Here is a 14288-nt window from a genome sequence, read left to right on the forward strand (position 1 = left end):
CCGCAATAGTTCCGTCCGGTTCCCGCCACTCGAGCGGGTTCCAGAGCAGGCGCGCGGGGTCGGCCAACTCGTCCCCCTCGCGGATGGCGAGGATGAAAAGCCGTTCGCGCCGGTGGGGCGCACCGACTTCCGCCGCTGTAAAGAGTCCTGCCGCAAGCTTGTAGCCCATGCCGACCAGTCCGCTGGCGACTTCGGGGAAGCCGAGGCGGAGATGATGGGCGACATTCTCGAGGAAGACGAAGGACGGCCCGACCTCGCCGATGATGCGGGCGATATGCGGCCAGAGGTGACGTGGGTCTTCGGTGCCGAGCCGTTTGCCTGCAACCGAAAACGGCTGGCATGGATATCCTGCGCTGAGGATATCCACCGCGCCGCGCCACGGGCGGCCGTCGAAAGTTCCAACGTCGTCCCAGACAACAGCTTGATCCAGGGACGCATCTTCCATCCGCGCCACGAGAGTGGCTGCAGCGTATGTTTCCCGTTCGACATAGCCCACAGCACGATATCCGGGGATGGCGATGGTGAGGCCGAGGTCGAGCCCGCCTGCGCCGGAGCAGAGGGACAGGCCGAAGAGGCATGCGTCTTCGGTTCCGGAAGCGCGTCCGGTGGGATGTAGAGCCAGGTCATGCATGTCACGCTGCGGATTTGGGTTTGCGGGCGGGTTCTGGATCGGCGTCTTTGTCGGGTGCATCGGCGGGGGTGTCAGCATTATCGCCCAGCCGCTCGGTCCGCACCTGCCCAAACGTTCGGCCATCTCCCTCGAGGATCGCATCGCGGCCGGTGTCGGCCTGCCAGCGTTCGACGGCGACATCGATGTAGGCCGGGCTGATTTCCATCGCGAAGACCCGTCGCCCGTTGGCTTCGCCCGCCATGATCTGCGAGCCGGAGCCGCAGAACGGCTCGTAGCAAAGTCCACCCCGCGCCACATGCTGGCGCATCGGGATGCCAAAGGCGTCCAGCGGCTTTGGCGTGGGATGATCGGGCCGGTCAACCTTGGCGAAACTGGGCAAAGCCCAAGTGGATGCGAGGGTTTCCTCGGCCACCTTCGGCGGGCGATTGCCCCTGATCCAGCCCATGAAACAGGGCTCATGTTTCCAGAGGTAATGCGACCGGGTGAGAACACCGCGGTCCTTTACCCAGATGATCTGCTGGTGAACGAAGGCCCCGACCTTTTCCCAGCAGGCCTCCAGCATCGCCTGCCGACGCGAGGCGTGCCAGCAATACCAGGCCGCATCCTCGGTGATCGCCTCGGCAACAGCAGCGGCGATGAAGCCATCGTAAAGTTCGGCACCTTGGCTGCTGTCGTCCCAAGTCACACCATAGGATTGCGACCAGTCCTTGTTGCGCGTCGGATGGTTCGAGCCGTCGTAATCGACGAGGTAAGGCGGGTCTGTCGCAAACAGGATCGCGCGTTCGCCATTCATCAGGCGGCGCACATCCGTGGCGCTGGTGCTGTCACCGCATAGAAGCCGATGGTCGCCGAGGATCCACAGATCGCCGGTGCGCGAGGCCAGGTTGCGCGGCGGTTCCGGGATCACGACCGGCGGCACATTGGCACCGCCGCCTTCTTCGCCTTCGCCCTCGGGCACGTAGGCCAGCAGCTTGTCCAGCTCGCCATCGGAAAACCCGACCAGCGACAGGTCGAAATCCTCGGCCAGCAGGTCGTTGAGTTCGGCAGACAACAGCGCCTCGTCCCAAGTGCCGAGTTCGGTCAACTTGTTGTCCGCGATCCGGTAAGCCCGCCGCTGCGCTTCGGTCAGATGGCCGAGCACGATCACCGGCGCTTCGGTCAACCCGAGTTGCGTGGCAGCCAGCACCCGGCCATGCCCCGCGATCAATTCGCCGTCTTCTGCCACGAGGCAGGGCACCGTCCAGCCGAACTCGGCCATGCTGGCGGCGATCTTTGCAACCTGATCCGCGCCATGCGTCTTGGCATTTCGGGCATAGGGCTGCAAACGCGCGAGCGGCCATTGCTCGATGCGCTCCGGGGCGAAGCTGAGGGTCATGCTGACGTTCCTGATGAAGGATTTGCTGGCTTCCGGACTGGACTCCGGCTGCGGAATCCATGGTGGATTCCACTGGCTTCAAGCTGGCCTCTGGAGTCCAGGGTATCCACCCCGGAGTCCACCAGCCAAGTGTCTGTTTTATTGCGCTATTTCAGGATTTCAGGGTGGATTCCACGAGGGGTGGACTCCCAAAAAAATCGCTCTGACGCTAGCGATATGCCGCGCTGCGCCCCCCAGCATACGTTTTTCCCCGGAAAGGAACCGGAAAACAATGGCTTAGCGGTTTGGCTCAGTCCCGTCCGGTTACCGGTTGATCCGAAAAACCGTCGCCACCCTCGCACCCCGTCAACCGCCTGCCACTCGTCTTTCGAACCGTCTGGACCCCGATCTGGATTCCGGTTCGGACTCTGGGGTCCACCACGGAATCCACTTCAGCATCCGATCACCAACGGTTTGTTTCACGCACGACACCGACCCTGAGAAACTTGTAGCCTCAATCTCGGAGATTGTCTTGCCTCCCGATGTCCCACCGAAAATTGTCCCGCAAACACGAAACGGCTTGACAGCCAGCTACGCCCGAGGTCGAGCGCAGCCTCAAGAAGGCAGCGGTTCGGTGCCCTTGTCCAGCAGGGTCAGATAGGCGGAGTAGGCGAAGATGCGGCCCCGTTGCCTGCCCGTGGTTTCGCGTACGATCCCGGCCTCCCGCAGGTGATCGAGAGCCGCCCCGACCGTCGGAAACGACATTTCCAACGCCTTTGACGCCGACTGGGTCGTCAGGATCGGGCGGCTTTGCAGCAGGTCATGGACGCGCAACGCGGAAGGGGCGGCCCGGCCAAGGCGGTTGATCTTCTGGCGGTCGGCATCGAAGAGGGCGAAGAGTTCCCTTGCGGTGTCGGCAGCCTGCTCGGCGGTTTCGGCCACGCCGGTCAGGAAGAATTCCATCCACGCTTCCCATGCCCCCGCCTGCCGAACCTCCTGCAACAGCCGGTAGTAATCATCCCGCCGCGATTTCAGGAACAGGCTGAGATAGAGGATCGGCTCGCGCAGCACGCCAGCCTCGCACAAGATCAGCGTGATCAGCAACCGACCAAGCCGACCATTACCATCCAGAAACGGGTGGATCGTCTCGAACTGCACATGGGCCAGCCCCGCCCTGATCAGCGGCGGCATGCCCGGGTCGTCGCTGTGCAAAAAACGTTCGAAAGCGTCGAGACAGTCCGGCAGCCGGTCGGGCGGCGGCGGCACGAACAGGGCATTGCCGGGACGCGTGCCACCGATCCAGTTCTGTGACCGCCGGAACTCACCGGGTTGCTTTGAAGCGCCGCGACCGGATTTCAGCAGGATATCGTGCATCTCGCGGATCAGCCTGAGCGACAGGGGAAACCCGCCGCGCATGCGCCGGACACCATGCTCGATGGCGGCGACATAGTTCGAAACCTCGGTCACATCGTCGATGGCGACTTGCGGGATTTCGTCGCTTTCGAACAACAGCAGGTCCGACAACGACGACTGCGTGCCTTCGATCTGCGATGACAGCAGCGCCTCCTTGCGGACATACATGAACAGGAACATTGGTGTGGACGGCAGGATCGTGGTCACGCCATCCAGCCGTCCCACGGCTGCCGTTGCCCGGTCGTAGAGCCTGAGGATCGGCGCGAGGTCGAGCGGCGGCACGGGCGGTAAAGGTGCCGGAACATACGCCCGAACCTTCTCACCCCCAGCGACAGTCTCGATATGCGTGCCGAGGCGGGTCTGTTCCGGTGTTGGCATCTCGGCACCATCCTTTAATTGGGCATCCTCGTTATTAAAGGATAACGCATGAACCTTTAACAAGGAAGCCCGGTTATTCAAACTTCCCGCGCCTGCCGGATCACGTGGTTTATCGACCTCCTCGCTGACAATTGCCTTCCGTTCAGCCGCCAGACGATGACTGCGATGCCGTATTGCCAGCGCCGGTTTGCAGTGGCACGGCTGATGCCGATCTCCCAGCAGACCAGCTTCCACGGCTTGCGGTTGGCGCGCAGCCACAGAAGCCGGGCGTCGCCAGGCTCCAGCCAGCGCAGCCACAGGAGCGTCTCGTCAGCCTCGGTGATCATTCGCGGTGATGGCAACGGTTTACGCATGCGCGGCTCCTGACCCACCTTGTCGGCGAAGCTGGAGAGGTATTCAGGCCAGGCGCTGACATAGCCCTGCGGGCGCACCGGTGGCATCGCACGCATGACGTCTGCCGCAAGCTCCAGCCGGTCCGCAACCATGGCGCGGGTCCAGTCAGCCATGGCGCACCTCCTGCCCGGCAGGGCGCTTGCCATACAGTTTCTCGCCAAGCTGGCGGACCAGTGCGCGCTCAGGCCAGGTCAGCCGCTGGTCGTCGGCAGAGACGGCCAGCACGCCCTGTTCCTGCCAGCCGTCGCGCTTGACCTGATCGGGATCCCGGCGTTGGCCGCCGTAGCCGTGCGGCATGAACAGCATGCCGGTCATGTGGCACCCCCCTTGCTGACCTTCGCCATCGCCTGACGTGCCTGCGTAGCCAAGCGACGGTCCCCGCCGTTGTCGAGATCGATCCGGCTCAGGCCGGTCTCACGATCGACATGGCTGCTTTCGCTGTGGCGGGCCCAAGAAACAAACGCTCGGCTCATGTTTCTTTGGGACACTTCAAGCGCCGATTGCGCCGCTGCTGTGATCAGTGGCGCGATGTGCTGGGTGAAGAACGGCAGCCAATCGGTCCTGTTGGGGACAAGAACCTGTTCCACGAGTCCGGCTTCCGTCTCAATCAAGACGAATGTCCCGGCAGTTGAACTTGGCCAGAACCGGACCTCGAGCCAGCCCCCTTCGATGCTGCTGTCATCGGTAAGTGGCACGCTGTAGCAACCAAGCGCCCGTGTGAAGGAGTGGTGCCAGCTGTTACCTTCTTCTTGCCAAAGCCGGTTGGCTTCATGATACCAGTCCGGCAGGTCCACGTCGTAAAGACGCCCGGCTTCGTAAACGCGCAACGTGTTATAACACATGATCATTCTTCCTCTGTGTGTGGGTAGTTTGTGAACGTGGGGTTCGGCTTTGCTGCCTCCAGACGGGCTGCCAGCGCATCGAGGGCGGCGCGGCGCGTGGCGAGGACGGCCTGCATGCTGGCGGTCAGGCGGGATTCGAGGGCGTCGAGACGCTCGGCGTCGGGCTGCTCCGGCGCATCTTGCGCAGCGATGTCACATGGCGTTACCTCGAAGCTCGCCAGAGGCCCAAGGCGGTTGGTCAGCCAGGCTTCGGGATCAGGAATGCGGGCGAGATCGACGGGGGCGATACGGGCGCGGTGGCCGGGACCCTCGGGGCGGTAGGTCACCTCCGCAGAGGAGTGTGACATTTGGCTATTATAGAGATCCCTATAATAGCCAAATGTCACACTCCTCGCCCGATCTTGCCGGGCTGCCTCGGCCGAGGGCCAGAGGTTCGGGAAGCAGGCGGCCATGTCTGCTGCATTGTCGAGCACGATGCCTGCGAGCGCCATCAGGTCGCGCCGGGTCGGCTTGAGGTCGGACCATGGCACGAGTTCGTCCACCGTCACGGGCAGGACGACGTCGGCGAGGATGTCGATCCCGAGTGGGGTGTCCACCGTCCGGTTGACGCCGCGCCCACGCCCCATCGCCTGGATCAGTTCGCCCTCGCAGATGCTCCAGCGGACTGCCTCGGCGATCGGGTCGGCGTGGGTCTCCATGGCGAGGGGGGCAGTCCGGTCGCCCGCGAGGCGCAAGCGTCGCTCGGCCATGGGATACCACCAGCCCGCATCCTCCGGGTTCGGGGCGGGCACGCTGCCGGTCAGCGCCATGGCGATGAGCTCTACTGTGCGCGGCGCGGGCAGCGTGCGGCCCAGCACGATCAGGCCGCCGATGTCGCCCCAGCGGTCGAGCCCGCTCAGTGCGTTGAAATGCACCGCCTCCACGCGGGGCGGCAGACCGGCCGCCCGCAGCGCGTCGATCGCGGCCTTCTGGCCGACGACCAGCAGATCGATGCGCGCGCCGGGGCGGCGGCACTGACGGGCGCGCAGCGCAATCCAGGCGGCAAGGTCGCGCAAACGGCTTGCGGCGGTCTTGCGGTCGCGCTCCGGCGCGTCCGGTCCGGGCGTCAGCCCACGGGCTGAGGTCGGGCTGCCGGTGACCTGGCGGATGCGGACATGGGGCTGGCGCGCGACAACGGGCGCGCCGATGTCGATCAGCGGCAGGTAGGTCTGGACCAGTTCGGGGCGTAGCGTGGCATCGAGATGCAGGATCGGTGCCTCGGCCGCCCAGCCCGCGCGCAGACGGCTGCGCCAGCGCAGGCGCAGGGCGCGGACCGAACCGGCGTCGGTGCGCTCATGGCCGAGTTCGGCACCGGCGGCATCGTGGCCATTCTCCAGCGCCTCGGCGAGGATCAGCCAAAGCGTGGCGCAGCGCCCCGGCGGCGCCCATGGCTCACCCGGGGGCGGCAGGACCTTGTCGATCCGCTTGCGCCGTTCGACGGATGACATACCCGGCAACAATCCGGCATCGCGCATCCGGCGGCGTTCCAGCCTCGCGGCGGCACGACAATCCTCGGGGGTGAGACCTACGGCTTCCAGAAGCCCGACGCGCAGGGGCCCGGGTTCCGCGACCTGCAGCGCCTTCCACAACCGGGTGCGGGCAGCGACGAGGTCCGCCGTGGCACCCATGTCGATCTTGCCCTTGGCCCCGTAGCAGACCAGCGAGCTCCGCCCCGGTTCCAGCCCGTCCTGAGTCAAGGTGGCCTTGCCGTCGAGGCCGCGCAGGCCCGATTGCCAGAAGGCCTCGTCGATGACGAGGAGCCCGACGGTGCCGATGGCCTCGGGCTTCATGTGGAACAGGCTGTCATGGGCGCAGACGACGACCTGCGCAGCCTGTGCGATAGCCTTCTGCCGCTGATAACCGCAGGCGTGGAAATGCGCGCAGAGGTGCAACTCGCCGCCGCGCTTGACCTTGCAGCAACTCTGTTCAACCGGATGCTCGATCTCCAGCGCGTCGAAGGTCGCCTCGCTGTCAAGGCACATGAGCTGGTTCGGGTTATCGGGCGAGGGATCGGGCGCGGTGCGGCCTTTCCAGAGCATGGCGCGCAGGCCAAGGCCCGCGAAGACTGTCACCTGTTCAGCGCCGAGGTCATGGCGCGGCACGGCATAGACGACCTTGCGCCCGTCCAACCCGCCCGAGGCGAGGAGGTCAGCGATGGCGGCGCGGGCGCGCGATGTCTTGCCGAGGCCCACATCGACTGGCAGGCCGAGCAGCGGCGGTAGTGGGGCCCACGCCACCAGGTTGAAATCTAGCGGATCGCGGTCCTCAGCCGCGTCCTGTGCCGCCTCGCGGGCGACCTCGACGGCGGTCCAATAGGCAGGCACGGCGGCCATGAAGCGCGAAATGGCGTCCGCGAGTGTCGCGCGGGCTTGGTCCGGCGTCAGGAATGGTGCCGGGTATGTCGGCGGCGGTAGCGGGATCTTCGCCGCGACCGCCACGAGGGCCACGACCGCCTCCGGACCTGCGGCACAGAACAGATCGTTGGCGTCGCCCGGAGCTTCGGGCACAGCAATGCGGGCATCGACGGCAAGGGCGGCCTTGCGCGCACCATCGACGCCGGGGTTGGTGTCGCGGTCGGGCCTGGCGTCATTGTCGGCGAACAATACGAGATCGGCGTTGGGGAGGCGGCTGCGCAGCGCCTCTGTCACCGGCAGCAGGTTGCCCGCATCCATCGCGGCGATGACGGTGTGGCCGGTTGCCATGTGTAGGCTGGCCCCGGTGGCCCAGCCTTCACAGATCAGGATCGGACCGGTGGGGTCAGCGATGGAAGCCGGGTCTGCCCCGATGACGCAGAAATGCCCGCGCTTGGCACCGCCCGCAAGAAATCGCTTGGCCCCGTCAGGGGCGATTGTCTCGAGGCTGTGAAGATGGCCATCCGCATCCTGAAGCGGCACGACCAGGTGCCCGCAGGCATCAGCGCGCAAGGCCAGCGGCCGGACCTGCTTGCCAGTGAGATAGGGATGACCCTCGGGGGCCGGATGCGCCATCGCCCAGATCCGTGCGGCGCGGGCGGCGGCTCTTGCGGCGGGGGTCGCGGCGTCCGGCTCGGGCGCGCCGGAGGCGGCACTAACCGGCTCGGCAGAGACAGAGGCGCCGCGCGGGCTGATCAGACTATCCGTCGCAGGACGCGTCGCCCGCTTGGCGATGCGCGGGTGCATCCCGAAATCGCCCGCCACGCCGATGCGATCACCGATCCAGTGCAGGGCTTCGTGACGGTTCAGTCCACGAAGGCGGCAGACAAGATCGACCAGCCCGCCGCCGATCCCTGCCTCGTGGTCGAACCACATCCCGGCCTTCGGACCGGCGATCACGACCGCCAGGCTGCCCTTGGTGCCCCAGCGCCATTCCTGGCCTGCACGCACACTCGGCTTGCCCAAGAGCTCGACCGCAAGCTCCTGCGCCCGTGCCCGCAACTCGGCATCGAAGGCCTGCCAGTCCCGCCCGCTCATCGCCGCCCCCGTGCATCGGGCACGCGCGCGCCGGCCAACCCGAGGGCCGTGGCGGTGGCGTGCAGGGGGTGATGCAGATTGGCGGACAAGGTGGATCAGAACCGGAGTTGGGGTGTCATTACCCCCCGGTTCTGCCGCCTTCCGGGCCTTGTCCGAAACGTCGGAACCGGTCCACCCGGTCAAGCGTCACCTCGCCGGAAAGGGTGGAACCCTTCCCGCAAGATGCTGAAATCACGTCAGATAAAGGGTGGACCCCAAGGGGTCAGAAGGGCTGTTCCGAGGACCGCCCGCCGCCGTCAGGCGAAGGTGGGTGGAACCCTTCCGGGCGTGAATGGGGTGAACGGTTCTACCCACTCGTCGGGGTGTGGCGGGAAGGGTGGAACCCTCGACGGGGGGCACAGGAAACGCACGCGAAAGAAGCCACGTAGGGGTGATCCCGGCCCAAGATTCCGCTCCCCGATAATCGCAAGCCTCTCAAATCGCCCAATTCCCAAACGCGATTCCCCTGTCTCTGGTCCGAGGATTGCCTTAATTGTCAGAACCGGTGTCGTCCCGGGGGTCATTGCGGGTGCATGCCAGAGATAGGGCCTTGGGGCTCTGGGAAATTCGGAGGGTGTGCAGTGAGCAAGGTGAGGGGAAATGCCGACGGCGTCGTCGAATGGTCGCGCCGCGATCCTTGGCGGGAACGCATGGTCGAGATGGTAGAAAAGCACTTCCGCAAGGCCTGCGATCTGAACGACATCGACATTCACGACCTGGACGATGTCATCGGGGATGCGGGCATGGTTGCAGTGAACTGCGCCTTCGAGGATTGTTGCACCACAGTCTGGGAGGACGGCAGCAATCTGTGCGCCGATTATCTCAAGCGGCGCGGCTGGAAGGAAACCGTGATAAACCGCGCCTATATCGAGGCGCTGCGCGACTCGGTCATGACACTGTACGAAGTGATCGATGTGCGACCGGGCGAAAGTTTCATTGCCCGTGACCTCGTACGCGGTGGTGATCCCGTCCGCGTTTGCGAACGCACCGCGACGAAGACGCTGGTTGTCTGGGACATCGTTGCAACCCGGATCGTGACGGTACGCGGGGTGGTGCAGATGACCGGCGCGGTTTTGCCGATCGGCCGGGACCTGGCGGAAGATATGCTGGGCCTGCTGCGCCGCACCAAGGTGCGCGCCTCGGGCATGGCTGCCGAAACCTACGGGGCTGTTGACCCTGCCTTTAGCGCTCAACTGGAGGCCGAACTGACCGACGACGAGCAGCTACTTCGCGCAGGTGCTGCCACCATCACCACGCTCTGGCTGAATGACGCAATCCGCCGCTATCTCGCCCCGCCACCGCAACTGGCCAACACCGATGGCGAGCCGATGGCGTTCGTCACACTGCATTACCGGCTTGCCCCGAACGCCACGGCGGCGGCCATCGCCGAGGCCGTGGCCAGGGTTCCCGACCTTCGCGCCGATGACGACGGCGCGCACTGGACTTGGTTCGCGCCTGCAAAACTCGCCAGCAAGGCTCGCAAGCGCCAGGGCGGCGATGATCCCGATGTCGGTCGCACGATCCACGGCGGCGTCGCCTTGAACGACGGAAAGCTGGAAGTCCGGGTAAACTCCGAGGCGCGGGCCGCGCGCATCCGCGCCTTGCTGGCGCCCGCACTCGCCGGACTGGTGCGGGAACCGCTGATCGAACGCATGACGGTCGAACAGGCCATGGCGCAAGCCCAGCGGGCCAAGGAACCGGCACCTCGGAGCCTCGAAGGTGGTGCGGGCGCGGCCGATTTGCGCAAGGTGGTTCACGAGGTCCTGGACCGCCAGTACCGCAAGACCCTGAACGCGCCGGTGCCGATGCTGGACGGCAAGAGCCCGCAGCAGGCCGTGCGCAGCGCGAAAGGTCGGATTGCCGCCGCCAACTGGCTGAAGGTGTTCGAGCAGAACACGGCACGTCTGCCTGCGGACGATCCGATGCGCGACTACGATTTCGGCTGGATGTGGGACAAGCTCGGGATAGCCGACCTGCGGTCATGATCCGCATGGATGTCCCCAGGTCTAGGGGCAACACAGGCTGGAAAAGTCTTGGGGGCGGCAAGAGATTTGCGTGTTTCGCTTGATGGTGGGCATCGATTTCACGGGATCATGGGCAGTCATTTCGCGTGAAGCTGGGCACTGATTTCGCGGGATCGCGGGCAGGTCTGGTCGGCAAATTGAGGATAGTTGCGCCTTCAGGAATGAAGGGGTGGCTTGATGCCGACAGGACGATTGAACATGCGCCGGATACGAGATGTTTTGCGATTGAAGCTTGGGCAAGGCCTGAGCGAGCGGTCCATTGCCGCTTCCCTCGGTCTGAGCAAGGGGAGCGTCGGAAGCTACACCCAACGGGCGCGTCATGCCGGGCTCACGTGGCCCTTGCCGGAGGGGATCGATGACGACAGCCTTGAACTTCTTTTGTTTCCAGCCCCGCCCACGGTGCCGGACGCGGAGCGGCTTGTGCCCGACTGGGCGGAGATTGACCGCGAGTTGCGCCGCCCTGGGGTGACGCGGATGCTGCTCTGGGAAGAATACCGTGCCGCGCACCCCGGGGGTTTTGCCTATACTTGGTTTTGCACGCATTACGAGGCTTGGAAGGGTCGGGTGCGCCCGACGATGCGCCAGACACATGTGGGCGGCGAGAAGGTGTTCGTTGACTTTGCCGGCGACACCATCGACGTGATCGACCCCACGACCGGCGAAGCGCGGGCCATGAAGCTGTTCGTGGCGGCAATGGGGGCATCGAATCACACCTATGCCGAGGCGGTGGCATCGGAGGGGTTGGAAGATTGGATCCTCGCGCATATCCGGATGTTCGCCTTTCTGGGCGGCGTGCCAAAGGCGGTGGTTCCGGACAATCTGAAGTCCGCCGTGATCAAGGCAGACCGGTTTGATCCGGGGCTGAACCGGACCTATGCCGAGATGGCGGCGCATTATGGCACCGCCGTTCTGCCCGCCCGGCCGCGCAAACCCCGGGACAAGGCGAAGGTGGAAGTGGCTGTCCAAGTGGCACAACGCTGGATTCTGGCGCGGCTGCGGAACCACCGGTTCTTCTCATTGGCCGAGTTGAACGTGGCGATCCGGCGGCTGCTGGACGAGTTGAACATGCGCGTGATGCGCGGCTATGGCGCCAGCCGCGCCGATCTGTTTGCCACTTTGGATCGGCCCAATCTTCAGCCCCTACCGCCCGAACCTTATGTCTTCGCCCGCTGGAAGCGCGCCCGCGTGGCACCCGACTATCACGTTGAGGTCGACAGCTCATGGTATTCCGTGCCCTTCGCGCTGATCAAACAAGAGGTCGATGTTCGCACAAGCGGCCAGACGGTCGAGATATTCCATCGTGGTCAGAGGGTTGCGAGCCACGTGCGCACCCCGGGGCGGCGCAGCCATGTCACCGTGGCCGACCATATGCCATCGGCCCATCGTCGCTTTGCCGAATGGACCCCGGCCAGAATGCTGGCGCAGGCAACCAAGACCGGCCCCGCCGTCGCCGCCTTTTGCGAGATGGTGATGGCTGACCGCCCCCATCCTGAACAGGGGTTCCGCACCTGCCTGGGTGTGCTGGCCTTGGTCAAAACCTATGGGCCGGAGCGCGTTGATGCGGCCTGCCAGCGGGGTGTGACCATCCGGGCCCGCACCGTCACCTCCATTCGTTCGATCCTCAAGACCGGCCTCGATCGCGCCTTCCTGGAAGGCTCCGAAGAGGTCGCCCCCCTCCAGCACGCCAACATTCGTGGCGGCAGCTATTACCATTGAGAAAGGACTAAAATGCTGACCCATCCCACCCACGACCGACTGTTGGCGCTCGGCCTGACCGGCATTGCATCGGCGCTCGAAGAACAACGCAGGTCAACCGCCTTCGACGCCCTCTCGTTCGAAGAGCGTCTCGGCCTGCTGGTCGACCGCGAGGCTGCAGAGCGCGACACCAAGAAACTGGCCTCCCGGCTCAAGTTTGCGGCTCTGCGCCAAGATGCCAGCGTCGAGGATCTGGACCTGCGCAGCCCACGTGGTCTTGACCGCAGTGTCATGGCGCATCTTGCCGATGGCGGCTGGATCGCCCGGCACGAGAACCTGCTGATAACCGGGCCGACCGGTTTGGGCAAAAGCTGGATCGCCTGCGCCCTTGGCCACAAGGCGTGCCGGGATGGGCGGCCCGTCCTCTATCAACGTGCGCCGCGCATGTTCGAGGCCCTTGCTCTGGCCCGTGGCGATGGCCGCCATGAACGCATCCTCAAAACCATCGCCCGCATGGATGTGCTGATCATTGACGATTGGGGCCTCGCCGTCCTCACCGCCCCGGAGCGCCGTGACCTGCTGGAAATCCTCGAAGACCGCCACGGCCGCGCTTCCACCATCGTCACAAGCCAACTCCCCGTTGACCAGTGGCACGAAGCCATCGGCGACCCAACGCTCGCAGATGCCATCCTCGACCGCCTCGTTCACAACGCACACCGCCTCACCCTCTCAGGTGAAAGCCTGCGCAGGCGCTCCGCCGTCACAAAAAAGCTTGACCAAATCGTTCAAGCCTGACTCCATGAAAGCGTCGGCCAGCCTGCCCACGATCCCGTGAAATGACTGCCCAGAATGGCGCGAAACGCGTGCCCACGATCGCGCGAAATCAGCGCCCATTCTCCGCGAAATCCGCAAGAGATTTGAAGGCGGCAAGGATTATGCCTCTTGAGGCATATCATTCCAGTCTGTTGCCAAAGCACGGACATTTGCTCTGTGGCAATGGTCGGTCCGATCGTCCGGACCCGCGCAACGCCGTTGCTGGCATCGGCGAGGACCGTTGCTGCCGTTATCCGCCGCAAGGCGACGGGGGTTGCAGGGCGATCGGCGTCGCCGTGCAGCGTCGGGATCGGCCACCAAAGGGATGTTGGGTTCTGCAACATCCCTCGCAATCTGCCCACCGGACCGGTTAATGGTCTCCCCTGCCCGCGCCCGATGGGCAGCGACGATCAGATCGTCATATGTGGCTTTGACGTCGTTCAGTCGCGGGGAGTTTGGGAGCGGAACCAGCGGCGTTGGCATCGCGAAGCTGTCTGGCTTCGTGGATCTGATCACGGCGCAGGCCGATGTCGGCCGCAGTCGCAATCGGGTTGGTGTCGCCAACGCGATTCTGGCCTCCGTCAAGTACCCTCACTGCTTCGCCCGCGCATGCGCGGCGTCGTAGCTGTTGGCCAGACGCCGCTTGGCTGCGGCCTTGGCGTCGTTCAGTCGCAGGGATCGGAACCATCAGCGTTGGCATCGCGAAGCTGTCTGACTTCGTGGATCTGATCGCGGCGAAGGCCGATGTCGGCGGCTGTGGTGATGTTGTGTTTGTCAACACCACGTTCCCACCCGCGTTTAGCCACCTCGCCGCGCGCCTGCGCCGCATCATATTCGTCGGCCAGACGCGGCTTGGCTGCGGCCTCGATTTCGAGCGCATGGGCTTGCGCCCAATGGGCCGCGGCGACACGATCATTACAAATGACATGGGGGGCGTTCAGCCAATGGCAGTGGCGGGCGAAAAGCTGTTGGAATCGTCAACAGCTTTTGTCGGGCCGCGTTGCCCGCTGAATGCCACCTCGCCCCATGCCTGCGCCGCGTCATACTCGTCCGCCTGCCAGTCGCCGGCCAAACATGACGCCCAAGTTCAGGCAGGGAGCTCCGTTGTGACCCACAACGCAGCTTGTCTTCGCTGAGGTCCAGTCATGTGGGTGTTCCGGGCCGAAACACCCGCCGCCGAGTTGCAGGTCCCGATGCCGCAGCATCAAGCTCTGCCGT

At 64.9% G+C, this 14288-nt stretch carries 10 protein-coding genes and 1 pseudogene; 4 read left to right on the top strand and 7 right to left on the bottom strand.

The genetic code is table 11. The features are described from left to right. Positions 1 to 121 precede the first annotated feature (121 nt). The 7 genes and pseudogenes from RNZ50_02570 to RNZ50_02600 form a co-directional block, all read right to left on the bottom strand. Positions 122 to 709, bottom strand: a pseudogene (locus RNZ50_02570) (DNA cytosine methyltransferase). Continuing rightward, positions 633 to 2006, bottom strand: coding sequence for a ParB N-terminal domain-containing protein (locus tag RNZ50_02575; protein MDT8853932.1), 1374 nt, complete (start codon positions 2004 to 2006; stop codon positions 633 to 635). Before RNZ50_02575 ends, RNZ50_02570 begins: the two are co-directional and overlap by 77 nt. A gap of 594 nt (positions 2007 to 2600) precedes the next feature. Further along, positions 2601 to 3776, bottom strand: a complete 1176-nt coding sequence (locus RNZ50_02580; protein MDT8853933.1) for a Fic family protein — start codon at positions 3774 to 3776, stop codon at positions 2601 to 2603. A gap of 77 nt (positions 3777 to 3853) precedes the next feature. Further along, positions 3854 to 4282 carry a DUF6362 family protein gene (locus tag RNZ50_02585; GenBank protein ID MDT8853934.1) on the bottom strand — a complete coding sequence of 143 codons (429 nt, stop codon included), beginning with the start codon at positions 4280 to 4282 and terminating at the stop codon, positions 3854 to 3856. Further along, positions 4275 to 4475 (bottom strand): hypothetical protein, encoded by a 201-nt coding sequence (locus RNZ50_02590; GenBank protein ID MDT8853935.1) that lies wholly within the window; start codon positions 4473 to 4475, stop codon positions 4275 to 4277. The genes RNZ50_02585 and RNZ50_02590 overlap by 8 nt, the downstream gene beginning before the upstream one ends. A 5-nt stretch (positions 4476 to 4480) precedes the next feature. Further along, positions 4481 to 5011 (bottom strand): hypothetical protein, encoded by a 531-nt coding sequence (locus RNZ50_02595; GenBank protein MDT8853936.1) that lies wholly within the window; start codon positions 5009 to 5011, stop codon positions 4481 to 4483. 2 nt (positions 5012 to 5013) lie between these two features. Next, on the bottom strand, positions 5014 to 8499 hold the full coding sequence (locus RNZ50_02600; protein ID MDT8853937.1) for a toprim domain-containing protein: 3486 nt from the start codon (positions 8497 to 8499) through the stop codon (positions 5014 to 5016). Between the two features lie 572 nt (positions 8500 to 9071). On the opposite strand from RNZ50_02600, the gene RNZ50_02605 reads away from it, so the two are divergent. The 4 genes from RNZ50_02605 to RNZ50_02620 all read left to right on the top strand — a co-directional run bounded on the left by RNZ50_02605 (position 9072) and on the right by RNZ50_02620 (position 14206). Further along, the gene (locus RNZ50_02605; protein ID MDT8853938.1) at positions 9072 to 10523 is read left to right on the top strand and encodes a hypothetical protein; all 1452 of its coding nucleotides are present in this window, start codon (positions 9072 to 9074) and stop codon (positions 10521 to 10523) included. A 216-nt stretch (positions 10524 to 10739) separates the two neighbouring features. Next, positions 10740 to 12278: an IS21 family transposase gene (gene istA, locus RNZ50_02610; protein ID MDT8853939.1), complete on the top strand. Its 1539-nt coding sequence runs from the start codon at positions 10740 to 10742 to the stop codon at positions 12276 to 12278. Positions 12279 to 12290: 12 nt separating this feature from the next. After that, entirely contained in the window at positions 12291 to 13052 is a 762-nt protein-coding gene (gene istB / locus RNZ50_02615) for an IS21-like element helper ATPase IstB (GenBank protein MDT8853940.1), read from the top strand. Positions 13053 to 13789: 737 nt separating this feature from the next. Further along, positions 13790 to 14206: a hypothetical protein gene (locus RNZ50_02620; protein MDT8853941.1), complete on the top strand. Its 417-nt coding sequence runs from the start codon at positions 13790 to 13792 to the stop codon at positions 14204 to 14206. The last annotated feature ends 82 nt before the right edge of the window (positions 14207 to 14288 follow it).

It is taken from the genome of Paracoccaceae bacterium Fryx2 (assembly GCA_032334235.1).
GTDB lineage: Bacteria > Pseudomonadota > Alphaproteobacteria > Rhodobacterales > Rhodobacteraceae > JAVSGI01.

Excerpts from the sequence above, each read along its gene's own strand:
- RNZ50_02585 (MDT8853934.1), bottom strand. The coding sequence starts at position 4,282 with ATGGCTGACTGGACCCGCGCCATGGTTGCGGACCGGCTGGAGCTTGCG.
- RNZ50_02580 (MDT8853933.1), bottom strand. The coding sequence starts at position 3,776 with ATGCCAACACCGGAACAGACCCGCCTCGGCACGCATATCGAGACTGTC.
- RNZ50_02600 (MDT8853937.1), bottom strand. The coding sequence starts at position 8,499 with ATGAGCGGGCGGGACTGGCAGGCCTTCGATGCCGAGTTGCGGGCACGG.
- RNZ50_02590 (MDT8853935.1), bottom strand. The coding sequence starts at position 4,475 with ATGCTGTTCATGCCGCACGGCTACGGCGGCCAACGCCGGGATCCCGAT.
- RNZ50_02575 (MDT8853932.1), bottom strand. The coding sequence starts at position 2,006 with ATGACCCTCAGCTTCGCCCCGGAGCGCATCGAGCAATGGCCGCTCGCG.
- istA (MDT8853939.1), top strand. The coding sequence starts at position 10,740 with ATGCCGACAGGACGATTGAACATGCGCCGGATACGAGATGTTTTGCGA.
- istB (MDT8853940.1), top strand. The coding sequence starts at position 12,291 with ATGCTGACCCATCCCACCCACGACCGACTGTTGGCGCTCGGCCTGACC.
- RNZ50_02595 (MDT8853936.1), bottom strand. The coding sequence starts at position 5,011 with ATGTGTTATAACACGTTGCGCGTTTACGAAGCCGGGCGTCTTTACGAC.
- RNZ50_02605 (MDT8853938.1), top strand. The coding sequence starts at position 9,072 with ATGCCAGAGATAGGGCCTTGGGGCTCTGGGAAATTCGGAGGGTGTGCA.